Here is a 23,914-nt window from a genome sequence, read left to right as displayed (position 1 = left end):
CGTCCACGCCGGAACGGCAAGTCACCCGTCCACGCCGGAACGGCAAGTCACCCGTCCACGCCGGAACGGCAAGTCACCCGTCCACGCCGGAACGGCAAGTCACCCGTCCACGCCGGAACGGCAAGTCACCCGTCCACGCCGGAACGGCGAGCCAGCCGTCCACGCCGGAACGGCGAGCCAGCCGTCCACGCCAGAGCGCCGACCCTGTCGCCGCGGCGGAGCGGCGAGCCACCCGTTCGCGGCTGAGCGACGAGTCAGCCATCCCCGCCAGAGCAGCGAGCCACCCGCCACGGCGAAGCGGCAAGCCAGCCGCCCACGCCAGAGCGCCGACCCTGTCGCCGCGGCGGAGCGACAAGCCACCCGTTCGCGGCGAAGCGGCAAGCCACCCGTACACGCCAGAGCACGAGCCACCCGTACACGCCAGAGCGCCGAGCCACCCGTACACGCCAGAGCACGAGCCACCCGTACACGCCAGAGCGCCGAGCCAGCCGTACACGCCGGAGCACCAAGCCAGCGGCCCACGGTGAAGCGGTGAGCCAACTGTCCGCGCCAGAGCGACGAGCTGCGCGCCGTCACCACCTGGCTGGTCGACCGGCTGACCGCAATACTGGGGACTGCGCCCACCTACTGCTCGACTCCTCGGTCAACTACAGTCCGCGTGGCCGACCGCGGGTCGTGTGGTCCGTCGGCGACGATCGTCCATGGCGACTTCCAGATCGACCATTGCCGGGTGGCGGGGGAGTAGATCACCGTCCTCGAACTTGCCGACGCGCATCATGGTCACCCCGCGATCGACGGACTCCGCCTCATGAACTTCCCCTCGGCTGATCTCGCCCGTCGCTCCCGGACCGCACGGATTGGCTCGCCGCCCTCGACTTCGCGACGTTCTTCACGGGCGCCCCGTGATCGACGGACTCCCGCGATCTTGCAGTCGGCCGATCGCACCCCGTCTGCTCCGGAAACGGGAGGATCGATGCGCGACCGCACCCGACCGCTAGGCCGGGAGACGATTCACCATCCGATCCCGAGCAGCGATTACCGCCGCACCCCGCTGTGCCGAGCCGTCCACCCCACCGAGCCGAGCCGCTCACGCCGCCGGGCCCCGCTGCGCCGAGCCGTCCGCCCCGCTGCGCCGAGCCGTCTGCGGCGCCGCGCCATTGCCAACATCGAGCCGTCCGCGTCGCCACGCCACACCTAGCTGCGCTGAGCCGTCCGTGCCGCTGCGTCATTGCCACCACCCAGCCGTCCGCGTCGCCGAACTACGCCCACCTGTACCGAGAAGCCCCGAGCGGGATTTGTCGCGTGAACGGATCTATCACTGAGACGATCCAGCCGAAGTAGTCCGATGGATGACTACCCGGGCAGACCGACTCGCCGAGCTGGCTGAGATGCCATGATGGTCCGCCGATGACCTAGGCTCGAACGCCAGAATCACGCACCGCCGTGTTCCACGTGAAACAGTTCAGCATGGGCGGTTTGCGGCACGCCGTCGCAATCATCGAATTTCGACCAGATTCGACCCCGGGCAATGACCCACGGCCATTTTCGTCACGTTACGAAACGTGCATTACCGCTTCCGCGACTTCTTCTCCGCACCCGCGACTTTTCGCCCACCCCGACGGGTCGGGCGCTCGGCGCGGGGGAGCAGTTCGGCGCTGATCACCAGAGTTGGCACCTCCACGATGCCGGCGCCGCACCCGACCACTCGGAGATCGGTGGCGCCGTCGCGGATCAGTTCGGCACCGTCACGCTCGAGTTCCTCGGCAGCGCTCGTGCCCTTGAGTGCGAGCATCCGGCCGTGGTCGCGGAGGAGGGGGAGGGACCAGTGCGCGAGCTTCGCGAGCGGCGCGACCGCGCGTGAGGTGACGACGTCCGCGCCGCCGGCTTCCTTGATGACGCCGGACTGCTCGGCGCGCCCACGAACCACGGTGACGTTCTCGAGCCCGACCTCTTCGGTGAACTCACCCAGAAACACGGTGCGCCGAAGCAGCGGCTCGACGAGGGTGATGCGGAGGTCCGGCCGGGCGATGGCCAAGGGGATGCCGGGGAGTCCGGCGCCGCTGCCGACATCGACGACGGATGCGCCCTCTTCGATCAGCTCGCCGACCACGGCGCAGTTGAGGATGTGGCGCTCCCAGAGGCGGGGGACTTCGCGCGGGCCGATGAGGCCGCGCTCCACGCCGGCGGTGGCCAGTGCCGCGCAGTAGCGGCGGGCGAGGTCCAGGCGGTCGCCGAACACCCGCGCGGCAGCGGCGGGCGGTTCCAGCTCGGCGGACAGCGCACCCAGTTCGAGTTCCACGTGAAACATCCTTCCGAGTGGTGGTCGATCGCAATAGGGCATGAATAAGGCCCCCGGTCCGAGACCGGAGGCCCTATCACACCAAACGTGGTCGCGGCGGAATCAGCCTACTCGGGCACTACCACCACATGACGATTCGGCTCGACACCTTCGCTCTCGCTCGCCACGCCGTCGATGTCGGCGACGGCGTCGTGGACGATCTTGCGCTCGAACGGGGTCATCGCCGACAGCGCCTCGGGCTTGCCCGACTCGAGCACCCGCTTCGCCGCGGCGACACCGAGCTCGCTCAGATCGGTGCGGCGCTGCGCGCGCCAGCCGGCCACATCGAGCATCAGGCGGCTGCGGACGCCGGTCGCCTGCTGCACCGCCAGGCGGGTCAGCTCCTGCAGCGCGTCGAGAACTTCGCCATTGCGTCCGACGAGCTTGGTCAGATCGCGGCCACCATCGATGCTCACGACGGCGCGGTCACCCTCGACATCGAGGTCGATATCGCCGTCGAAGTCGAGCACGTCCAGCAGCTGCTCGAGGTAGTCGCCCGCGATCTCGCCCTCTTCGATCAACGCTTCTTCGGCGTCGTTCACGACGTCAACAGTCGTCGCCACAGTGGCGTCCCCTCCGTCGGTCTCGGTCTCAACAGTCATTGGATTCCTCTATCCGATCGCCACTCAGCGCTTACGCTTCTGGTTCGCGCGGCCGCGGTTACCCGGCCGCTTCTGGCCGCCCGGCCTGCGCTGGCCGCCACCCTGCTTGGCGGTCTGCTTGGCGGTGCCGTTGGTCGAGGCGGTGCCGTTGGTCGACGACTCGTCGGCTGCGGCGTCCTGCGGACGCTTGCGGACGTCGACCGGCTTGGCGCCGGGCTTCGGCGCGTTCTGCGCCCGCTGCTCCAGCTTCTTCGCCTTCTTCTCTTCCTCTTCCTTCTCCATGCGGCCGAACACCAGGTGCTGCTGACCGTAGGTCCAGATGTTGTTCGCCACCCAGTAGATCAGGATGCCGATCATCAGGAAGGGGCCACCGACGAGCACGCCGAGCGGGAAGACCCACAGCGACAGCTTGTTCATGATCGCGGCCTGCGGGTTCGCGGCGGCTTCCGGCGTCTGGCGCTCGACGGAGGCGCGGGCGTTGAAGTGCGTCGCCAGACCGGCGATCACCATCAGCGGGATCGCGACGAGGGCGATGGTGAGCTTGGTCGGGGTGCCGCCCCACTCGGCGAAGGCTTCCAGCTCGCTCTGCGGCATCGTGATGAACGACGCGATCGGCGCACCGAAGATGCGGGCGCTCAGGAACGACTGGACGTCGGCGGCGGAGAAGATGTAGTTCGGGGTGTGCGCGTTGTCGTACGCGGACATCCCCAGCTGACCGAAGCCGTGGCCGGTGCGGTTGAACGAACGGAGCACGTGGAAGAGACCGAGGAACACGGGCACCTGCACGAGCACCGGCAGACAGCCCATCAGCGGGTTGAAGCCGTGTTCCTTCTGCAGCTTCTGCATCTCCCGCGCCATGGTCTCGCGGTCGTTCTTGTACTTCTTCTGCAGCTCCTTGATCTGGGGCTGCAGCTCCTGCATCTGCTTGGTGGTGCGCACCTGCTTCACGAACGGCTTGTAGAGCACGAGCCGCAGCGTGAAGACCAGGAAGACGATGGCGAGGCTCCAGGCGAGCCCGCTGTCGGCTCCGAACACGAAGCCGAAGGCTTTGTGCCAGAACCACAGAATCGCGGATACCGGCCAATAGATGATGTCGAGCACGGCTCTAGGTACTCCCGTCGTTCGTATCGCCGATCAGCGCGGGCGATGACTTTGTGCAGGCATTCGACCCGCGCTCTGGCACGGGATCCCACCCTCCAGGGTGCCAGGGCGCGCATTTCGCGAGGCGCACGACCGTCAGTGCCGATCCGACGAACAGCCCGCGCGTGCGCAGGGCGGTCACCGCGTATTCACTGCAGGTGGGAGTGAACCGGCAGATCGGCATCCGGGTGGGGGAGACATAGGTCCGGTACAGCTCGATCAGGAAGATCAGCGTGTTCGCGGGTAGCCGGGTGAGGGTCCTCATCGCCGCTCACCGGCCGGGGTGCGACCGAGCGCGGGCTCCGGTGCCCCACGCAAACCGAGCTTGCGTAGTCCGGTGCGCAGCTGGCGCAGCAACTCGGCGGAGTCGGCGGTGGCCGCACCGGGCAGCGCCCGGATCACGACATCGGTACCGGCCGGCAGTTCGTCGACGATCTGGGCGCACATATGACGCAGGCGGCGGGCCACCCGGTGGCGAACCACCGCGTTACCCACCGCCTTGCTCACAATCAGCCCGAACCGCGGACCGCCTACCCGGATCAGGGAATCGACGTCGGCGACATCGTCGTACGTGTGCGTGAACGCGTGTACGACGAGATCTCGCCTCCCGATTCGCTGACCACGGCGCACCGTGCGGGAGAATTCGGCACGGTGGTGCAACCGATACGGCTCAGGCAACACCCGAGCGTCCGACTACGCGCGATCAGGCAGTCAGTTCGGCACGGCCCTTACGGCGACGCGCCGAAACGATGGCGCGACCCGCACGGGTGCGCATCCGGAGGCGGAAGCCGTGCACGCGCGCCCGACGACGGTTGTTCGGCTGGAACGTCCGCTTGCCCTTGGCCACGGTCAACACTCCTCGAGTTGGTGGGCACCGTTCGGCGCCCGAAGTCTGTTCAATGATTCGGATGTCTGCGCAGCGGACCGCGGTCTACACGCAGAAAGCCTTGGCGATCGACGTGCAGCACACAGCCGCCACCGCGCCAAGGGGTGACTGTACGAGGGTACTGATACCGCTACGCAGGGTCAAACTCGGCCCCCAAAGCACGTGCGCCAGGCACGATGTCCAGATTACCGGACCCCGGCGCGGCACCTCGTGCTGGGCCGACCTGGGGCGACACGCCCGGGGAGCACTGACGCATCGGCCGACTTTTCGTGAGTTCGTCCACACCTCTGGCCTTCTGCGGCGGCTACCGCTAACCTCTGTAGCCGGGGGATTGCTGAAGAACCGCAGGTCCAGCCCCATTCACTGCCGCACGCTGGCAGATTCCCTCTATCCCCAGGTTTGTCCACATCTGTGGATAATTGTGTGGAAAGACGGCCGGAGTGGCATATTCGTAGGGCCGACGGTGCCCGCGCCGCAGTCCGGATTCTGGGACCGCACGGCGTTCGAACCGGCTTCGGTTGTACGCAGGATCACTGGATTCCACCTGTTCACAGGTGGTTACCTGCGTGCGCCCGGCCGTGGGCCCCAACAAACCGGTCCGGGGAGGACGCTGTATGGACGACGAGCAGAATGTGCTGGCCACAGTATGGCCAGAGGTGGTTGCCGAGCTCACCACCGGCTCGGCCGACGGCGCCATCCCCGCGGTCAGTCGCGCGCAGCAGGCCTGGCTGAAGCTGGTCAAACCGCTCACCGTCGCCCAGGGCTTCGCGTTGCTGTCGGTTCCGTCCTCGCTGGCGCAGGAGGCGATCGAGCGCGATCTGCGCGAGCCGATCCTGCGCTCGCTGGGTCGCCGGCTCGGTCCGCAGGTCGAGGGATTGGGTGTGCGCATCGCCGCGCCGAGCCCGGCCGCGGGGGAGCGGGCGGGCAGCTCGCCCCGGCACGCCAGGATGACCAGCCGACCGGAGCGCCCGCGCGAGCAGGTGCGCCCGCCGACCGGCTACCCCGGCCCCGATTTCAGTGTTCCCGACTACGCCGCGCGCGGTGAGTACGGCCGCCCCCGCTACGGCGCGGGCGAGTACCCCGCGGGCAACGGCGAGTACGGCGGCGACTATCCGGGTGGGCAGGAGTATCCGCCCACCGGGGAGTACGGCAACAGCTACGGCGGCCGCGAGTACCCCGCGCAGCCGGGTGAGTACGGCGGCGAGCGGCCCGACTACGCCGGTCATCGCGAGTACCAGGCCGAGCCGGAGTACCGGCAGCCCGAACCGGAGTACTCCGCGCAGCCGGACTACCAGCAGCAGCCCGAGTACCCGCAGCAGGCGGACTACGCGCCGACGCCGGAATACGGCCAGGCCCCGGAGTTCCAGCCCGAGCGCCCCGAGTTTCCCGGCACCGATTTCGAACCGACCGCGGTCTATCGGGTGCCCGACTTCGCCAACGGCGAGTTCGGCGGACGCGGGGAGTTTCCCGGCGGCCGTCCCGAGCAGCGGCAGGCCGAGTCGGCGCCGCCCGCCCGGCGGGAGCAGTCCGGTCCGACCCGGCGTGAGCACATCCCGCCGGGCCAGGAGTCGCTGTTCACCCCGGACCCGCCGCCGCAGCGCGCGCCGAGCCGGAGCCGTGGCCCGCAGCCGGAGGAGCCGATCGCCGCGCGGGCCGAGGAAGCTCCCGCCGAGGTCGCGCCGGAACCGCTGCGCCCGGGGACGCCCGGTGCCGAGCCCGCCGACGACGAGCCGGTGGTCGACGCCCGCAACAACTGGCCGACGTACTTCAACAAGTCGCCCGAGGCCCCGCCGCAGGCGTCGTCCTCGGCGAGCCTGAACGCCAAGTACACGTTCGAGACGTTCGTCATCGGCGCGTCCAACCGGTTCGCGCACGCCGCCGCGGTCGCCATCGCGGAAGCGCCGGCGCGGGCCTACAACCCGCTGTTCGTGTGGGGTGCCTCGGGTCTGGGCAAGACGCATCTGCTGCACGCGGCCGGGCACTACGCGCAGCGGCTGTTTCCCGGCATGCGGGTGAAGTACGTCTCCACCGAGGAGTTCACCAACGACTTCATCAACAGCCTGCGCGACGACCGCAAGGTCGCGTTCAAGCGGCGCTACCGCGAGACCGACATCCTGCTGGTCGACGACATCCAGTTCATCGAGGGCAAGGAAGGCATCCAGGAGGAGTTCTTCCACACCTTCAACACCCTGCACAACGCGAACAAGCAGATCGTCGTCTCCTCCGACCGCCCGCCCAAGCAGCTGGCGACGCTGGAGGAGCGGCTGCGGACCCGCTTCGAGTGGGGCCTGATCACCGACGTGCAGCCGCCCGAACTGGAGACCCGCATCGCGATCCTCCGCAAGAAGGCGCGGATGGACCGGCTCGATGTGCCGCACGACGTGCTCGAGCTGATCGCCAGCCGGGTGGAGCGCAACATCCGTGAGCTCGAGGGCGCGCTGATCCGGGTGACGGCCTTCGCCTCGCTCAACGGCCAGCCGCTGGATCTCTCGCTGGCCGAGGTCGTGCTGCGCGATCTCATGCCCGACACCGCGGCGCTGGAGATCAACGCGGCGACGATCATGGCCGTGACCGCCGAGTACTTCAACACCACGCTGGAGGAACTGACCGGGCCAGGCAAGGCCAGGCCGCTCGCGCAGGCCCGCCAGATCGCGATGTACCTGTGCCGCGAGCTCACCGATCTGTCGCTGCCCAAGATCGGACAGGCGTTCGGTCGCGACCACACGACGGTGATGTACGCGGAGAAGAAAGTGCGCAAGGAGATGACCGAGCGCCGCCGCGTCTACGACCAGGTGCAAGAACTCACAGCCCGGATCAAACAGCGCTCGCGCTGATTTCATCCACACCCTCGAACACCGCCCTGACCTGGGGCGGTGTTCTTTTTTGCCCTGTGGATTCCTCGAGGAATCCCTGTGGAGTCCTCGAGGAATCCTCGAGTAGTGCACCGGTTGGCGCACAGGGGCTGGGGAGCGAGCTGGGGGTGTTCACTCACAGGAAGTTGTCCACATCGTCCACAGCCGGATTCACTCACACCTCCACGGTCCCTCCGACCTGCGACGTCGGCGGATCGGCCCTGTGGATTCCTCGAGGAATCCGTGTGGAGTCCTCGAGGAATCCACCTGGTTGCCACCACCCTGCCCCCGCGTGTGAACAACAGGGTGAATCCGGTGGAACAACTCGAGGACTACTCGAGGATGGAAATGGGACAACTTCGGGAGTCCACAGACGCCCTCGGTTCATCCTCGAGACACCCCACGGCCATCCCCATCCCGACGTGCGCTCTGACCTGCGGATTCGGTCGAAGTCCACAGATTCCACAGTGCCTACTACTACTTCAGTTCTCTTTCTTGAAGAGATCTCTTCAAAACAGGGTGTGTGGAAAGTCGGTCGGGGAGGCTCGGCTCGGTCGGTGCTCCACTCACAAGCGGCAAGGAGGAGAGGGGACGGGTAGGGAGGGCTCGATCGGCTGGGAGGGTCGATGCGGACTTCCCGCGATGCCCGGGTACCGTTTGGTTGTCGGCTTGTTGTGCGAGACTCAGTGCGCGGCCGACGCAGCACCTCAACTCCGCTGAACACCCCGCACACGGATTCGAAACTCGGAGAGGACAAATCGGGCGATGGAGCTTGCGAGCATGAAGTTTCGGGTCGCCCGAGAGGATTTCGCCGAGTCGGTGGCCTGGGTGGCGCGCAGCCTGCCCTCCCGTCCTCCCGTGCCTGTTCTGGGCGGTGTGCTGCTGGTCGCCGATGAGAACGGCCTGACCGTCTCCGGCTTCGACTACGAGGTCTCCGCGCAGATGCGGGTGGCCGCCGAGGTCGCCGGTCCCGGTCAGGTGCTGGTCTCCGGCCGGCTGCTCGCCGATATCACCAAGGCGCTGTCCAACAAGCCGGTCGATGTCTCCGTCGACGGCACGCGCGTGCTCATCGCCTGCGGTAGTGCCAAGTTCTCCCTGCCGACCATGCCGGTCGAGGACTATCCCCAGCTGCCCGAGGTACCGCAGCAGACCGGTGAGCTCGGTGTGGATGTTTTCGCCGAGGCGGTCGGCCAGGTCGCCGTCGCCGCGGGCCGCGACGACACGCTCCCCATGCTCACCGGCATCCGGGTCGAGATCGAGGGCAACGACGTGGTGCTGGCCGCCACCGACCGCTTCCGCCTGGCCGTGCGCCACCTGCAGTGGCAGCCCACCCGCCCCGACATCGAGACCGCCGTGCTCATCCCGGCGCGCACGCTGTCCGAGGCCGCCAAGACCCTCGGCGCCACCGACGCGCCCGTGCAGCTCTCGCTGGGCACCGGCGGCGGGGCCGACGGCCTGCTCGGCATCGTCAACGCGGGCAGGCGCACCACCACCCGCCTGCTCGACGCGGAATTCCCCAAGTTCCGCCAGTTGCTCCCCAAGGAGCACACCTCCATCGCCACGCTGCCCGTCGCGGCGCTGTCCGAGGCGATCAAGCGCGTCGCCCTGGTGGCCGAGCGCGGTGCCCAGGTGCGCCTGGAGTTCTCCACCGACGGCGTGCTGCTGTCGGCGGGTGGGGACGACGCGGGCCGCGCCGAGGAATGGCTGGAGGCCGACTTCCGCGGTGAGCCGCTGACCATCGCCTTCAACCCCGGCTACCTGACCGAAGGTCTGTCGGCGCTGCACGCGGACCGGGTCACCTTCGGTTTCACCACCCCGAGCCGTCCCGCCGTGCTGCTGCCCGCCTCCGACGAGGAGCCCAAGGTGCTCGAGTCCGGTGCGTTCGCGGCGCTGGAGAGCCAGTACATCTACCTGCTGATGCCGGTCCGGCTGCCCGGCTGAGCCGGCCCGCCCGCGTAACCCGGCATGTTCATTCGTGCGCTGTCGGTCCGTGATTTCCGGTCGTGGGAACACGCCGAGCTCGAGTTGTCCCCAGGGCGCACGGTGCTGCTGGGGGCGAACGGCAACGGTAAGACCAACCTGCTCGAGGCGATCGGTTACCTGGCGACGCTGGGCTCGCATCGGGTCTCCGCCGACGCCCCCCTGATCCGGATGGGGGCGACGCAGGCGCGGATCGGGGCGACCGTGGTCAATACCGGCCGCGAACTGCGCGTCGATGTCGAGCTCAAGCAGGGCAGCGCCAACCGGGCCCAGATCAACCGGTCGCCGGTGCGCCGGTCCAGGGAGATCCTCGGGATCCTGCAGACCGTGCTGTTCGCGCCGGAGGACCTGTCGCTGGTGCGCGGTGACCCGGGGGAGCGCAGACGGTTCCTCGACGAGTTGTGCACAGCCCGCCTGCCCAGGCTGGCCGGCGTGCGCGCGGACTACGACAAGGTGCTGCGCCAGCGCTCGGCCCTGTTGAAAACCGCTGGGCGCCATGTGCGTTCCCGCGCCGACCTGAGCACCCTCGACGTGTGGGACGGGCATCTGGCCGAACACGCGTCGGTGCTGCTGGCCCAGCGATTGCGCCTGGTCCACGACCTGTATCCGTATCTGGCGCAGGCCTATCGGTCGATCGCGCCCGAATCACGCCCCGCGGCAATCGCTTACCGATCGGGTTACCTGCCGCCCGAATTGCTCGACCCCGCCAGGGAGCCGGGGGCCGACGATGTGGCCCAGCTGCACGAGATCGTGCTGCGCGAGCTCGCCGCCGCCAGGAGCCGTGAACTCGAACGCGGTGTGTGCCTGGTCGGCCCGCATCGTGACGACCTGGACCTGCTGCTCGGCAGCGCGCCGGCCAAGGGCTTCGCCAGTCACGGCGAGTCCTGGTCGTTCGCGCTGGCGCTGCGGCTGGCCTCGTTCGAACTGCTGCGCGGCGCGGGCACCGAGCCGGTGCTGCTGCTCGACGACGTGTTCGCCGAACTGGATCGGCGCAGGCGGACCGCGCTGGCCGAGGTGGCCGCCGGCGCGGAGCAGGTGCTCATCACCGCCGCGGTGGCCGAGGACGTGCCGTCCGAGCTGGCCGCCGAACCACTGCGGGTGCAAACGACCGGCGAAGCCGACCGGCGCACCTCGCGGATCGTCACCGAGGTGGCCGAACAATCCGAAGATATGCACAGATAGCGATAGTTATCAACAGCATCCTGTGGAAAACCGGCAACATGCTGGACATATGCCGGATCGTCCCGGGCGGTGCTGTCGGTGCCGCGGCGTAGACTCGGTCCGCACTCGGCCAGCATCGACACCGGAAGGCGGAACCGAGGTGAGCGAAGAGCCCGAACCGGAGCTGCGCGGGATCGACCTGGCCCGGCGCGCGCTGGAGGAGGCCAGGGCCGCGGCCAAGGCCAGCGGTAAGTCGGTCGGCCAGGGCCGGGCGTCCCCGGTCCGCAAGCTGCGCGCGGGCGGCCGCAGGCGCACCGGCTGGTCCGGAGCCGGTCCCGATCCGCGTGATCCCCAGCTGTTGTCGGCGCTGACCGGCTCGATCGCGAAGAGTCGTGGCTGGTCGGGCAAGGTGGCCGAGGGCATGGTGTTCGGTCGCTGGCCGAGCGTGGTCGGTGAGGACATCGCCGCGCACGCCACCCCGGTGACGCTGGAGGGCGGTGTGCTCAAGATCGCCGCCGAGTCCACCGCGTGGGCCACCCAGCTGCGCATGCTGCAGGGGCAGATCCTGGCCAAGATCAATGCCGCCGTCGGCCAGGGCGTGGTCACCTCGCTGCGGATCACCGGTCCCGCGGCGCCGAGCTGGCGCAAGGGCGAACGGCACATCAAAGGTCGCGGTCCGCGCGACACCTACGGATAGCCGAGCGGTGACCGGGCCGAGTTGCCTTGCGGCGGCGCCGCTCCCAGGCCCGGAGTTTTGTACATGTGGACAAAACCTGTGGATAACTTGGAATGGCCACGGCGGCGGGTGAACGCGTTTCACGTGGAACCACCGAACGCAAGTCTCACGCCAGTTCTGCCGGGCGGAAATCTCCGGGAGGCGGAATCTTGTCACCGTAGACCGATTTCTTGCATTCACGGCGGCGTCAGGGGTGTCGTAGGTGCACTGTAAGTTGGGCTTACCAGTAGGATGGTGACGTAACCAGCGGCGAACCCTCGACGCGTGCTGTGCAGTCCGCGTGCTGCCCGATCGCTGCGACAGGGATCAGCAAGTAAGGAGAGCTACCGAGAAGTGGCTGCCAACGACTCCAACGCATCGGGCAACAAGCAGGGCTACGGTGCCTCCTCCATCACAGTCCTCGAAGGCCTCGAAGCGGTGCGCAAGCGCCCTGGCATGTACATCGGTTCCACCGGTGAGCGCGGCCTCCACCACCTCATCTGGGAGGTTGTGGACAACTCGGTCGACGAGGCGATGGCCGGCTACGCGACCCGGGTCGACGTGACCCTGCTGGAGGACGGCGGCGTCGAGGTCATCGACGACGGCCGCGGCATCCCCACCGCCATGCACGCGCAGGGCATTCCGACCGTCGAGGTCGTCATGACGCAGCTACACGCGGGCGGCAAGTTCGACTCCGACTCCTACGCCGTCTCCGGTGGTCTGCACGGTGTCGGCATCTCGGTGGTCAACGCGCTGTCGAGCAAGCTGGAAGCCGAGATCGATACCGACGGCTACCACTGGGCGCAGACCTACAAGGACGCGAAGCCGGGCAAGCTGATCCAGGGCGAGCCGACCAAGCGCACCGGTACGACGATCCGCTTCTGGGCCGACCCGGAGATCTTCGAGACCACCACCTACAACTTCGAGACGGTCGCGCGCCGCCTGCAGGAGATGGCCTTCCTGAACAAGGGCCTGACCATCACGCTGACCGATCAGCGGGTCAGCGAGTCCGACGTCATCGACGAGGTCGTCAGCGATACCGCCGAGGCGCCCAAGCACGCCGAGGAAGGTGCCGACAAGCCGGTCGAGCACAAGGTCAAGACCCGGACCTACCACTACCCGGGCGGCCTGGTGGACTTCGTCCGCCACATCAACCGCACCAAGCAGGCCATCCACAACTCCGTGGTCGGCTTCACCGGCAAGGGCACCGGCCACGAGCTCGAGGTCGCGATGCAGTGGAACTCGGGCTACTCCGAGTCGGTCCACACCTTCGCCAACACGATCAACACCCACGAGGGCGGCACCCACGAAGAGGGCTTCCGCGCGGCGCTGACCACGGTGGTCAACAAGTACGCCAAAGAGAAGAAGCTCCTCAAGGAGAAGGACGGCAACCTCACCGGTGACGACATCCGCGAGGGCCTGGCCGCCATCGTGAGCGTCAAGGTCGGCGAGCCGCAGTTCGAGGGCCAGACCAAGACCAAGCTGGGCAACACCGAGGTCAAGTCGTTCGTGCAGCGTGCCTGCAACGAGCACCTGACGCACTGGTTCGAGGCCAATCCGGCCGACGCGAAGACCATCGTGCAGAAGGCGGTGTCCTCGGCGCAGGCCCGTGTGGCCGCGCGCAAGGCGCGTGAGCTGGTGCGCCGCAAGTCCGCCACCGACCTGGGCGGCCTGCCCGGCAAGCTGGCCGACTGCCGTTCCAAGGATCCGGGCAAGTGCGAGATCTACATCGTCGAGGGTGACTCCGCCGGTGGCTCGGCCAAGTCCGGACGCGACTCGATGTACCAGGCGATCCTGCCGCTGCGCGGCAAGATCATCAATGTCGAGAAGGCCCGCATCGACCGCGTCCTCAAGAACAACGAGGTCCAGTCGATCATCACCGCGTTCGGCACCGGCATCCACGACGAGTTCGACATCGCGAAGCTGCGCTACAACAAGATCATCCTGATGGCCGACGCCGACGTCGACGGCCAGCACATCGCGACCCTGCTGCTCACGCTGCTGTTCCGGTTCATGCGCCCGCTGGTCGAGCACGGTCACGTGTTCCTGGCCCAGCCGCCGCTGTACAAGCTCAAGTGGATGCGTTCGGATCCGGAGTTCGCCTACTCCGACCGCGAGCGCGACGCGCTGCTCGAGGCCGGCTTGGCCGCGGGCAAGAAGATCAACAAGGACGACGGCGTCCAGCGCTACAAGGGTCTGGGCGAGATGAATGCCAAGGAGCTGTGGGAAACCACCATGGATCCGTCGGTGCGGGTGCTTCGTCAGGTGACGCTCGACGACGCGGCCGCGGCCGACGAGCTGTTCTCCGTGCTCATGGGCGAAGACGTGGAGGCACGTCGCAGCTTCATCACCCGCAATGCCAAGGACGTCCGCTTCCTGGACGTGTAACCGGTGCTGCGCCGTAAGCGCGCGCCCGTGAAGCATGTCAGGCCCTCGAAGGAGATTTGATGACTGAGACCACGCTGCCGCCGTCCGGTGGTGCGGGCGACCGGATCGAACCGGTCGACATCCAGACCGAAATGCAGAGCAGCTACATCGATTACGCGATGAGCGTGATCGTCGGCCGCGCGCTGCCCGATGTGCGCGACGGCCTCAAGCCGGTGCACCGGCGCGTGCTCTACGCGATGTACGACAACGGCTACCGGCCCGATCGCGGTTACGTGAAGTCGGCGCGTCCGGTCGCCGAGACCATGGGTAACTACCACCCGCACGGCGACTCGTCGATCTACGACACCCTCGTGCGCATGGCCCAGCCCTGGTCGCTGCGGTACCCGCTGGTCGACGGTCAGGGCAACTTCGGATCGCGCGGCAACGACGGCGCGGCCGCCATGCGCTACACCGAGTGCCGCCTGACGCCGCTCGCGATGGAGATGCTGCGCGACATCGACAGCGAGACCGTCGATTTCGTCCCCAACTACGACGGTCGCTCGCAGGAGCCGACCGTGCTGCCCGCCCGCGTGCCCGCCCTGCTGATGAACGGCAGCAACGGCATCGCGGTCGGCATGGCGACCAACATCCCGCCGCACAACCTCAACGAGCTGGCCGAGGCCATCTACTGGGCGCTGGAGAACTACGACGCCGACGAGGAGACCACCCTCGCCGCGTGCATGGAACGGGTCAAGGGCCCGGACTTCCCGACCTCCGGCCTGATCGTCGGCGGCCAGGGCATCCACGACGCCTACACCACCGGCCGCGGTTCGATCCGCATGCGCGGTGTGGTGGAGATCGAGGAGGGCAGCCGCGGGCAGACCCAGATCGTCATCACCGAGCTGCCGTACCAGGTCAACACCGACAACTTCATCAACTCGATCGCCGAGCAGGTCAAGGACGGCAAGATCGCGGGTATCTCCGATATCCACGACGAGTCCTCCGACCGTGTCGGCATGCGCATCGTGGTGACGGTCAAGCGCGACGCGGTCGCCAAGGTCGTGCTGAACAACCTGTACAAGCACACCCAGCTGCAGACCAGCTTCGGCGCCAACATGCTCTCGATCGTCGACGGCGTGCCGCGCACGCTGCGCCTGGATCAGATGATCCGGTACTACGTCGACCACCAGTTGGAAGTCATCGTCCGGCGCACCCGCTACCTGCTGCGCAAGGCCGAGGAGCGGGCCCACATCCTGCGCGGCCTGGTCAAGGCGCTCGACCTGCTCGACGAGGTCATCGCGCTGATCCGCCGCTCGGCCAACACGGACACCGCGCGCACCGGCCTGATGCAGCTGCTCGAGATCGACGACATCCAGGCCACCGCGATCCTGGACATGCAGCTGCGCCGCCTGTCCGCCCTGGAGCGGCAGCGGATCATCGACGATCTGGCCAAGATCGAGCTCGAGATCGCCGACTACAAGGACATCCTGGAGAAGCCGGAGCGGCAGCGCGCGATCGTGCGCGACGAGCTGGCCGAGATCGTCGAGAAGTACGGCGACGACCGCCGGACCAGGATCATCGCCAACGACGGTGACGTCGCCGACGAGGATCTGATCGCCCGCGAGGACGTGGTCGTCACGATCACCGAGACCGGCTACGCCAAGCGCACCAAGACCGACCTGTACCGCTCGCAGAAGCGCGGCGGCAAGGGCGTGCAGGGCGCCGGCCTCAAGCAGGACGACATCGTCAAGCACTTCTTCGTGTCGTCCACGCACGACTGGCTGCTGTTCTTCACCAACAAGGGCCGGGTCTACCGGGCCAAGGCCTACGAGCTGCCCGAGGCCAACCGGACTGCGCGTGGTCAGCACGTGGCGAACCTGCTGGCCTTCCAGCCGGACGAGAAGATCGCCCAGATCATCCAGCTCAAGACCTACGAGGACGCGCCGTACCTGGTGCTGGCGACCCGCGCGGGCCTGGTGAAGAAGTCCAAGCTCACCGATTTCGACTCCAACCGGTCCGGCGGCATCGTCGCGGTGAACCTGCGCGACGACGACGAGCTGGTCGGCGCCGTGCTGTGCTCGGCCGACGACGACCTGCTCCTGGTCTCGGCGCACGGCCAGTCGATCCGGTTCTCCGCCACCGACGAGGCGCTGCGTCCGATGGGCCGCGCCACCTCCGGTGTGCAGGGCATGCGTTTCAACGCCGACGACGAATTGCTCTCGCTCAATGTGGTCCGCGAGGAGACCTACCTTTTGGTGGCGACCGCGGGTGGGTATGCGAAACGTACGGCGATCGAGGAGTACACCGCGCAGGGTCGTGGTGGAAAAGGCGTATTGACAATTCAGTACGACCCGAAACGTGGCAGCCTGGTCGGTGCGCTCATCGTCGACGACGAGGACGAGTTGTACGCGATCACTTCCAGTGGTGGCGTCATCCGCACCGCAGCCAAGCAAGTTCGGAAAGCTGGACGCCAGACCAAGGGCGTGCGATTGATGAACCTCGCGGATGGCGATACCTTGCTAGCGATCGCGCGCAACGCCGACGAGCCCGATCCCGATCAGCTCACCGGCGACGCGGCTTCGGAGCAATAACCCAAACAGCGGCGGCAACGAACGGATCTGAGGATTCCATTGACCACACCGAATCAGTCGAACGACGATCGGAACCAGACCAACGGCGTCACCGAGCGGATTGCCTCGTCTCCGATCCAGCCGCGGCCGATCCCACGCCAGGGCGGTCCGGCCGAAGGTGCGGCAGCGCCGGAATCCGGTGCCGCCGGGGGCGAATCGTTCGACCAGTCGACCGTGCGGATGGGGAACGAACCCACCCCGCCCGCCGGCAACGGGAAGGGCAAGTCGCCCTACCAGGACGGGTGGGCGCAGCTGCCGCAGCGCGAGCCGCAGTCGAACCTGTACCGGCCCGGTGAGGCGCCGAGCCAGGGGCGTCCGTCGTCCCCGAGCGCGGCGCCCGCCTCGACCGGTGGCCTGAAGGGCAGCGGCGCGTCCAACGCCCGCACCACCGCCGACCTGGCGGCCAAGGCGGCCCGCAAGGAAGCGGCGATGGTGAAGTCCGTCGGCATCGACGGGCCGACCCGCAGCATCGCCCGCCCCGAGCTGGTCAAGGACATGCCGGACCTGTCCGAGGTGCGGCATCCGACGCCGGACGGTCAGGTCGCGCCCGCGGCGCCGCCCGGTCTGCCGATGGCGCACATCCCGCCGCAGCCGGGGCCGAGCGCCAGGGCCGCCGCGGCGTCCGTCGGCGCGGTCTCGCCCGCCGTACCGGTGGCCATCGCGGCCGCCGCGTCGGGTGAGCCGCTACGCGCGACGGTGCAGATCCGCCGGATCGATCCGTGGTCGACGCTGAAGATCACCCTGGTGATCAGCGTGGCGCTGTTCTTCGTGTGGATGCTGGCGGTCGGCCTGCTCTACATCGTGCTGGCCGGCATGGGCGTGTGGGACAACCTGGACAACTCTCTGGGCGAGATGCTGAACCAGGAGGGCAGCTCGTCGAGCCTGATCGACGCGGGCACGGTCTTCGGCTACGCGGGCGTCATCGGCCTGATCAACGTGGTGCTCTTCACCGCGCTGGCGACGGTCGGTGTCTTCATCTACAACCAGTGCTGCGATCTGGTCGGCGGCATCCAGGTGACCCTGGCTGATCCGGACTAGAACAGGCTCTGTCACGACGGCCGGTCAGCCCCACGAAAAGGGGCCTGACCGGCCGTTTTGGTTATCCCCGGCCGGGTAGGGTAACCTCGTTCCTCGTTGCGGTTCACTGCTCCGGCAGGGGGTCGAAACGAGTTCGGGCCTATAGCTCAGGCGGTTAGAGCGCTTCGCTGATAACGAAGAGGTCGGAGGTTCAAGTCCTCCTAGGCCCACTCCCGAACATCACAGTAGGGTGGGAATCATGAAGATTGTCCTCACGGTCGGTGTTGTGATCGCGGTTCTCATCGGTATCACCAAATTCCGCAAGCGCGATGACGCTGACCTCTGGCACGAGGTCACCACCCGCTGATTCGGGTTGCCAACTGGTTTCACCAAGCCAGCCAGGGGCCTTAGCTCAATTGGCAGAGCACTGCCTTTGCAAGGCAGGGGTTAGGGGTTCGATTCCCCTAGGCTCCACTTCTGTGAATTCCTCGGTTTTCGATTTTCTGCTCAGCGCGGCTCCTGTCGAGTCGGTGCCGACCGATATCGCCGCGATCGCGGCGCAGCATCGCGCCCGCGGCGCCGGCTTCCCCCGTTCGATCGACCGCGCCGTTGTCGCCGGATTCGACAGTGCCGGAACAGGTACCGCGTTTCTCGGCGGATATCAGGAAGCACTCGGCGCGCTGGTGCCCACGCTCGACGCCACCGGCTTGACCTCCATGTGCGCGACCGAGGCGAACGGGGCCAAGCCGTCGCAGCTGACGACCACAGTGACCGCCGACGGCGCCGTCACCGGAACCAAGTCCTTCGCCACCCTCGGCGAATTCGCCACTCGCTTCCTCGTGATCGCCAAGGCGGGCGAGCAGGCCGACGGTCGCGCCGCGTTGCGGGCGGTGCTGGTGCCCGCCGGTCCCGGCGTGGTGGTGACGCCGCTGCCCGCGCTGCCGTTCGCCCCGGAGATTCCGCACGCCACCGTCACTTTCGACGCCGCGCCCGGTGCATTGCTGCCCGGCGACGGCTACGCCGATTTCCTCAAGCCGTTCCGCACCGTCGAAGACCTGCATGTGGTCGCCGCTGTGCTCGGACAGCTCGTTCGGGTGTCCCGGCAAGCCCACTGGCCCGCCGAGGCCGTAGAACAGCTGCTGGCCCTGTTTGCGGCGGTGCGTGGTGTGAGTACCGAGGATCCGGGCTCGGTGGGCGCGCACATCGCGCTGGGCGGCATCTTCGAGCGGCTGACGCGCCTGCGGGCCGAGCTCGCGCCGCTCTGGGATTCGGTGGACCCGGAGATCAGGAGCCGCTGGGAGCGCGACGAGCCGTTGCTCGGGGTGGCGGGCAAGGTCAGGGCGCTGCGGCTGGCGACGGCCTGGCGCGCGGTGACCGGGGACTGAGCGTCAGCGGGTGAACTTCCCGAGGCCGTTCTCGTCGAAGTAGTCGAGGGTGAGCGTCCCGTTGTCGAAGATCGCCGACGAGACGCTGCCGGGCGGTGCGTTCTCGCCGCTCAGCTCGAAGGCGAAGGTGTCGCCGTCCCAGTGCCGCAGCGGGTATCGCACCTGCGCCGGACCCATCGTCAGGACCAGGCCGCCGTCGGCCTCGGAGATCGTCGCCGGACCCCAGTACTCGTTGGCGTAGCTGCCCACGTAGGTCGGCAGCGGCTGCGCGGGTGCGGGATTCGCGGGCGGGGTCTTGCCGACGAGGTCGCCGACGGGATCGTTGATCGGGGCGATCGCGGCCTGGTAGATGGACCGCCAGTCCTCGCGGATCTCGCCGAACTGGACGAGGTCGCCGAACTCGGCGGTCAGCGCCTCCGGCACGCCGATCGGCGCGGCGTTGGTGAGTGCCACGATCGCGACGTCGGCGGACGGGATCGCCAGGAAGTTGGTGGCGGCGCCGAGCGCGAACGCCCCGGAGTGGCTGTAGGCGGTGCGGCCGGCGGAACTGGTCGAGGAGTTGAATCCGAAGCCGTAGAAGCCGGCTCGCGACTGGGGTGCCGAGGCGGGGGAGGAGATCACCTGCGGGGTGATCGCGGGCAGCAGCGCGTCCTCGGGGGCGATGGTGGTCCCGTTCGCGGTGCCGTGGCCGAGCATCATCGCCAGCCAGCGCGCCATGTCGTTCACCGAGGAGCTGACTCCGCCCGCGGGGGACTGCGGGTCGGGATCGCGGACGAATTTCGCGACCCACTGGCCGTCGACGTTCACGTGGGTGACGGCGCGGTTCGGCCTGGCCTCGTAGTCGGCGAAGCGGGAACTGGTGGACGACATGCCGAGGGGGCCGTACACGGTGTCGGCGCAGAGCCGGTCCCACGGCACGCCCGCCGCGGCGGCGACCGCTTCGGCGCCTGCGGTCAGCCCGAAGTTGGTGTAGTGGTAGGTGATCCGGAACGGGTCGAGGGGTTCGAGCCGGAGCTTGTCCAGGATCGCGGCCTGGTCGTAGCCGAGGTCCTCGAGCCGGTCGCCCGCGTGGTCGGGCAGGCCGCTGCGGTGCGCGAACAGATCGCCGATGGTGAGCTGGGCGGTGGTGGCCGGATCGGCCAGCGCGAACGAGGGCAGCTTCGAGACCACCGGCGTCGTCCATTCGACCGTGCCCTTGCCGACCTGGTGGGCGACCACGGAGGCCGACACCGATTTCGACACCGAGGCCAGCTGGAAGACGGTGTCGGCGTCGATCTTGTCCTGGCCGCCCGCCTGCTTCACGCCGAAGCCCTTGGCATAGACGGTCTTCCCGCCGTGCACGACGGCGACGGCCATGCCGGGGATGTGGCTGCTGTCCATCAGCGAGGTGGCCAGGTCGTCGAGTTTCGCGACGGCCTTGTCGACCGCGTCGTCGGGGAGCGCGACGGCGGCGACCTGATTCGGGGGGAGTTGTTCGGTGCTGGTCGCGGTGGTGTTCTCGTCGTCGGCGGCACTGCTGCAACCGACCACGACAGCCATCGACACGACGAGCGCGGTGATCGCACCTTTGCCGGGCACCATCCGCTGACGATAGCCCCGGTTGCGGGGTGATCGCGGGAACGTGGCTGGACTGTGACGGTTTCGCGGACCGGGAGTACTCACCGGTAGCCGGAGCTGCGCCTTGCCGGAAAATGGGGAGCGGGCCTCGGCGAAGGGGGGGAGTTAGCCGAGGCCCGCGTAGGGTCGGCCCGGGGGGGAGGGGCCGACGTGAACGATCCTACGCGATGCGAGCCGAATTCGTGTACGCGCAACGAACCAGTTTCCGAGATTTTTCGGCGTTCTGGGCCTGGACCGTGCGCGGCGGCGGGTGTAGTGAACGGCGAATCTGTGGGTAGGTCACCCGACGGTTGTCTTACTTCGGTCGGAATGTGCTGGTGCACAACGAATTACGCGAAAAATTCGCTGAACATGTTCTTGTCGGTCCGCCATCGATGCCCCGGAGATCAGGGGCTTGTGATCCGGGAGGCCGTAGGAAATTCCGTCCGATTCGCCGCGTGTCGCCGTAAATCGGCATGTCGAACAAGTCTGTACATCGGGTTGGCGGCCACCCGGAAAATGCGGGTGCGACTTGTCGGTGGGTCCCGCAATACTGGGGCAACAGCGTTGAACTACGACTTCAGGAGAATCATGCCCGACGCAATCGTCGCCGAGGGTCTGGTCAAACGGTACGGGCAGCTCACCGCCCTGGACGGGCTCGATCTGTCCGTTCCGGAAGGTACCGTCACCGCACTTCTCGGCCCCAACGGCGCGGGAAAGACCACGACTGTCCGCGTTCTCACCACCTTGCTGATCCCCGACGAGGGCCGTGCCACGGTCGCCGGGATCGACGTGCTCAACAATCCCCAGGCCCTGCGCTCCCGGATCGGCACCTCCGGGCAGTACGCGGCGGTCGACGAATACCTCACCGGCTTCGAGAACCTCGAGATGGTCGGCAGGCTCTACCACCTCGGTGTGCAGCGCAGTAAGGAACGCGCGCGCGAACTGCTCGAGCGCTTCCGGCTCACCGACGCGGCCGACCGCCCGGTGAAGGGCTACTCCGGCGGCATGCGCAGGCGCCTCGACCTCGCCGGCGCGCTGGTGGCGAATCCGCCGGTGCTGTTCCTGGACGAACCGACCACCGGGCTCGACCCGCGGGCCCGGCTCGACCTGTGGGATGTCATCGAGGAACTCGTCGCGGGCGGCACCACCCTGCTGCTCACCACCCAGTACATGGAGGAGGCCGACCGGCTGGCCGACTCGATCGCCGTCATCGACCACGGCCGGGTCATCGCCCGCGGCACCGCGGATGAGCTCAAGGCGCTCGTCGGCGGCGACCGGATCGAGCTCACCGTCGCCTCGCCCGACCAGCTGGCCCCGGCGCAGCAGGTGCTCGCCGGGCTGGCCGACGGCGAGATCCATCTCGAACCCGGTCTGCGCCGGATCACCGTCCCGGTGGCCGACGGGTCTCAGGACCTGGTCACCGCGATCGGCCGGCTCACCGAGCACAAGGTGCAGATCAACGATGTCGCGCTGCGGCGGCCCTCGCTCGACGACGTCTTCCTCACCCTCACCGGGCACGAGGCGGAGGAACTCGTCAACGGCGACGCCGGGAAACAGACCGTCGGCGCCGAGGAAGGACACAACCGATGAGCATCACGCTCGACAAGGCCGACGTGCAGGGCCCCACCTTCGGTGAACGGCTCTCGATGGTGGTCAGCGACAGCATGACCATCGCCAAGCGCAATGTCATCAAGATCAAGCGCGTGCCCGACGTGCTGATCTTCACGACGCTGTCGCCGATCATGTTCGTGCTGCTGTTCGCCTATGTCTTCGGCTCGGCGATCCAGATCGAGGGCGTGGAGGGCGGCTATCGCGAATTCCTGATCGCGGGCATCTTCGCGCAGACCGTGGTCTTCGGTGCCACGTTCACCGGCGCCGGTCTGGCCGAGGACATGCAGAAGGGCATCATCGACCGGTTCCGCTCACTGCCGATGGCGCCGTCCGCGGTGCTGGTCGGCCGGACGATCAGCGACGTGGTGATCAATATCGTGAGCTTGGTCGTCATGTCGCTGACCGGCCTGGTCGTCGGCTGGCGGATCCGCGGATCGTTCCTCGACGCGGTCCTGGCCTACGTGCTGATGCTGCTGTTCGCCTACGCGCTGTCCTGGATGATGGCGGTCGTCGGGCTGCTCGTGCGGGCGCCGGAGGTGTTCAACAACGCCAGCTTCATGGTGATCTTCCCGCTGACGTTCCTGTCGAACGCGTTCGTGCCGCTGGACGGTATGCCCGGCCCGCTGAAGGTGTTCGCCGAATGGAATCCGGTCTCGGCGCTGACCCAGGCCGTGCGCGACCTGTTCGGCAACACCAACCCGCTGGCCCCGCCGTCGGACGCCTGGCCGATGCAGAACCCGGTGATCACGACGCTGATCTGGATCGTCGTGATCCTGGTCGTCTTCGTGCCGCTGGCTCAGGTGCAGTACAAGAAGTCCGTGAGCCGCTGACGGTTCAGTGCGCGCCGGTCTCCGCTCCGGGGGCCGGCGCGGCGCCGTTGCGGGAGTAGCCGAGGCGCGGCGGCTCGGCGGCGGGCTCGGGAAGTTGCGGTCGCTTGCTGCGGGCGAGGAGGGCCAGGGCCGCCGCCCCGGCGATCCCGATGGAAGCGATGATCGGGTTACGAAGCTTCATGCGACCACTGTGGCACAGCTTCCCGGCTTCCCGCCGCCCCCGTGGCACCATAACTGCCGTGACCTCACCCAACCAGACGGCCGTGGCGACTCTGCACACCAACCACGGCGATATCAAGATCGCGCTCTTCGGCAACCACGCGCCCAAGACGGTGCGCAACTTCGTCGGTCTCGCCGACGGCAGCGCGCCCTACACCACCGAGAACGCCGGTGGCACGGACGCGGGCCCGTTCTACGACGGCGCGATCTTCCACCGGGTGATCCCGGGGTTCATGATCCAGGGTGGCGATCCGACCGGCACCGGTCGCGGTGGGCCCGGCTACGAGTTCGGTGACGAGTTCCATCCCGAGTTGCGCTTCAACCGCGGGTATCTGCTGGCGATGGCCAACGGGGGCCCGGCGACCAATGGTTCGCAGTTCTTCATCACGGTCGGCGCGCAGCCGCATCTCAATCGCAAGCACACGATCTTCGGCGAGGTGGTCGATCCCGACTCGCGCAAGGTCGTCGACGCGATCGCGTCGGTGAAGACCGATCGCAACGATCGCCCGGCCGAGCTGGTCGTCATCTCCTCGGTGACCATCGCCTGACAGCTGTGCACAACAGAACTCCCCGCCGCGCCGG

Annotated in this window: 20 protein-coding genes and 2 tRNA genes; 14 read left to right on the top strand and 8 right to left on the bottom strand. The window is 67.8% G+C overall.

The window, feature by feature from the left end:
- Positions 1-1,567: 1,567 nt before the first annotated feature.
- The 6 genes from rsmG to rpmH form a co-directional block, all read right to left on the bottom strand.
- Positions 1,568-2,308, bottom strand: a complete 741-nt coding sequence (gene rsmG, locus ACFYWJ_RS05520) for a 16S rRNA (guanine(527)-N(7))-methyltransferase RsmG (protein WP_355275335.1) — start codon at positions 2,306-2,308, stop codon at positions 1,568-1,570.
- 98 nt (positions 2,309-2,406) lie between these two features.
- Positions 2,407-2,940 (bottom strand): protein jag, encoded by a 534-nt coding sequence (locus ACFYWJ_RS05515; protein WP_218722267.1) that lies wholly within the window; start codon positions 2,938-2,940, stop codon positions 2,407-2,409.
- A 24-nt stretch (positions 2,941-2,964) separates the two neighbouring features.
- Entirely contained in the window at positions 2,965-4,041 is a 1,077-nt protein-coding gene (yidC, locus tag ACFYWJ_RS05510) for a membrane protein insertase YidC (protein ID WP_355275337.1), read from the bottom strand.
- 4 nt (positions 4,042-4,045) lie between these two features.
- The gene (yidD, locus tag ACFYWJ_RS05505; RefSeq protein ID WP_355275339.1) at positions 4,046-4,345 is read right to left on the bottom strand and encodes a membrane protein insertion efficiency factor YidD; all 300 of its coding nucleotides are present in this window, start codon (positions 4,343-4,345) and stop codon (positions 4,046-4,048) included.
- Positions 4,342-4,761, bottom strand: coding sequence for a ribonuclease P protein component (gene rnpA, locus ACFYWJ_RS05500; protein WP_355275341.1), 420 nt, complete (start codon positions 4,759-4,761; stop codon positions 4,342-4,344). The genes yidD and rnpA overlap by 4 nt, the downstream gene beginning before the upstream one ends.
- Before the next feature lie 22 nt (positions 4,762-4,783).
- Positions 4,784-4,927 (bottom strand): 50S ribosomal protein L34, encoded by a 144-nt coding sequence (gene rpmH / locus ACFYWJ_RS05495; protein ID WP_005516618.1) that lies wholly within the window; start codon positions 4,925-4,927, stop codon positions 4,784-4,786.
- Between the two features lie 653 nt (positions 4,928-5,580).
- Here rpmH and dnaA point away from each other — a divergent pair.
- The 11 genes from dnaA to ACFYWJ_RS05440 all read left to right on the top strand — a co-directional run bounded on the left by dnaA (position 5,581) and on the right by ACFYWJ_RS05440 (position 19,073).
- Positions 5,581-7,800: a chromosomal replication initiator protein DnaA gene (dnaA, locus tag ACFYWJ_RS05490; protein WP_355275343.1), complete on the top strand. Its 2,220-nt coding sequence runs from the start codon at positions 5,581-5,583 to the stop codon at positions 7,798-7,800.
- Positions 7,801-8,583: 783 nt separating this feature from the next.
- The gene (gene dnaN / locus ACFYWJ_RS05485) at positions 8,584-9,759 is read left to right on the top strand and encodes a DNA polymerase III subunit beta (RefSeq protein WP_355275345.1); all 1,176 of its coding nucleotides are present in this window, start codon (positions 8,584-8,586) and stop codon (positions 9,757-9,759) included.
- Positions 9,760-9,783: 24 nt separating this feature from the next.
- Entirely contained in the window at positions 9,784-10,980 is a 1,197-nt protein-coding gene (gene recF, locus ACFYWJ_RS05480; RefSeq protein WP_355275347.1) for a DNA replication/repair protein RecF, read from the top strand.
- A gap of 139 nt (positions 10,981-11,119) precedes the next feature.
- A complete protein-coding gene (locus ACFYWJ_RS05475) occupies positions 11,120-11,656 on the top strand; it encodes a DUF721 family protein (RefSeq protein ID WP_355275348.1) in 537 nt (178 codons plus the stop codon).
- A gap of 372 nt (positions 11,657-12,028) precedes the next feature.
- A complete protein-coding gene (gene gyrB, locus ACFYWJ_RS05470) occupies positions 12,029-14,062 on the top strand; it encodes a DNA topoisomerase (ATP-hydrolyzing) subunit B (protein ID WP_355275350.1) in 2,034 nt (677 codons plus the stop codon).
- Positions 14,063-14,121: 59 nt separating this feature from the next.
- Positions 14,122-16,632 (top strand): DNA gyrase subunit A, encoded by a 2,511-nt coding sequence (gene gyrA, locus ACFYWJ_RS05465; protein ID WP_355275352.1) that lies wholly within the window; start codon positions 14,122-14,124, stop codon positions 16,630-16,632.
- A 39-nt stretch (positions 16,633-16,671) separates the two neighbouring features.
- Positions 16,672-17,709, top strand: a complete 1,038-nt coding sequence (locus ACFYWJ_RS05460) for a DUF3566 domain-containing protein (RefSeq protein WP_355275354.1) — start codon at positions 16,672-16,674, stop codon at positions 17,707-17,709.
- A 135-nt stretch (positions 17,710-17,844) separates the two neighbouring features.
- A tRNA-Ile gene (locus ACFYWJ_RS05455) sits at positions 17,845-17,918 on the top strand.
- 29 nt (positions 17,919-17,947) lie between these two features.
- Positions 17,948-18,055: a DLW-39 family protein gene (locus ACFYWJ_RS05450; RefSeq protein WP_355275356.1), complete on the top strand. Its 108-nt coding sequence runs from the start codon at positions 17,948-17,950 to the stop codon at positions 18,053-18,055.
- A gap of 34 nt (positions 18,056-18,089) precedes the next feature.
- Positions 18,090-18,162, top strand: a tRNA-Ala gene (locus tag ACFYWJ_RS05445).
- 5 nt (positions 18,163-18,167) lie between these two features.
- Entirely contained in the window at positions 18,168-19,073 is a 906-nt protein-coding gene (locus ACFYWJ_RS05440; RefSeq protein ID WP_355275358.1) for an acyl-CoA dehydrogenase family protein, read from the top strand.
- Positions 19,074-19,076: 3 nt separating this feature from the next.
- Here the strand turns inward: ACFYWJ_RS05440 and ACFYWJ_RS05435 are convergent, their stop codons facing one another.
- Positions 19,077-20,654: a serine hydrolase gene (locus ACFYWJ_RS05435; RefSeq protein ID WP_355275360.1), complete on the bottom strand. Its 1,578-nt coding sequence runs from the start codon at positions 20,652-20,654 to the stop codon at positions 19,077-19,079.
- 606 nt (positions 20,655-21,260) lie between these two features.
- Here ACFYWJ_RS05435 and ACFYWJ_RS05430 point away from each other — a divergent pair.
- Together ACFYWJ_RS05430 and ACFYWJ_RS05425 are read left to right on the top strand one after the other, a co-directional pair.
- Positions 21,261-22,262, top strand: a complete 1,002-nt coding sequence (locus ACFYWJ_RS05430; protein WP_355275362.1) for an ATP-binding cassette domain-containing protein — start codon at positions 21,261-21,263, stop codon at positions 22,260-22,262.
- A 56-nt stretch (positions 22,263-22,318) separates the two neighbouring features.
- Positions 22,319-23,113, top strand: coding sequence for an ABC transporter permease (locus ACFYWJ_RS05425; RefSeq protein ID WP_355275456.1), 795 nt, complete (start codon positions 22,319-22,321; stop codon positions 23,111-23,113).
- A gap of 4 nt (positions 23,114-23,117) precedes the next feature.
- Here ACFYWJ_RS05425 and ACFYWJ_RS05420 read toward each other — a convergent pair whose 3' ends face one another.
- Positions 23,118-23,294 carry a hypothetical protein gene (locus ACFYWJ_RS05420; protein WP_355275364.1) on the bottom strand — a complete coding sequence of 59 codons (177 nt, stop codon included), beginning with the start codon at positions 23,292-23,294 and terminating at the stop codon, positions 23,118-23,120.
- A 58-nt stretch (positions 23,295-23,352) separates the two neighbouring features.
- Between ACFYWJ_RS05420 and ACFYWJ_RS05415 the strand changes: the two genes are divergently transcribed.
- Positions 23,353-23,880 carry a peptidylprolyl isomerase gene (locus ACFYWJ_RS05415; RefSeq protein ID WP_355275366.1) on the top strand — a complete coding sequence of 176 codons (528 nt, stop codon included), beginning with the start codon at positions 23,353-23,355 and terminating at the stop codon, positions 23,878-23,880.
- The last annotated feature ends 34 nt before the right edge of the window (positions 23,881-23,914 follow it).

The sequence above is a fragment of the Nocardia sp. NPDC003269 genome (genome assembly GCF_042888005.1).
Lineage (GTDB): Bacteria > Actinomycetota > Actinomycetes > Mycobacteriales > Mycobacteriaceae > Nocardia.
Note: the sequence above shows the minus strand (reverse complement) of the source record. Positions and strands in the feature narration are given on the sequence as shown.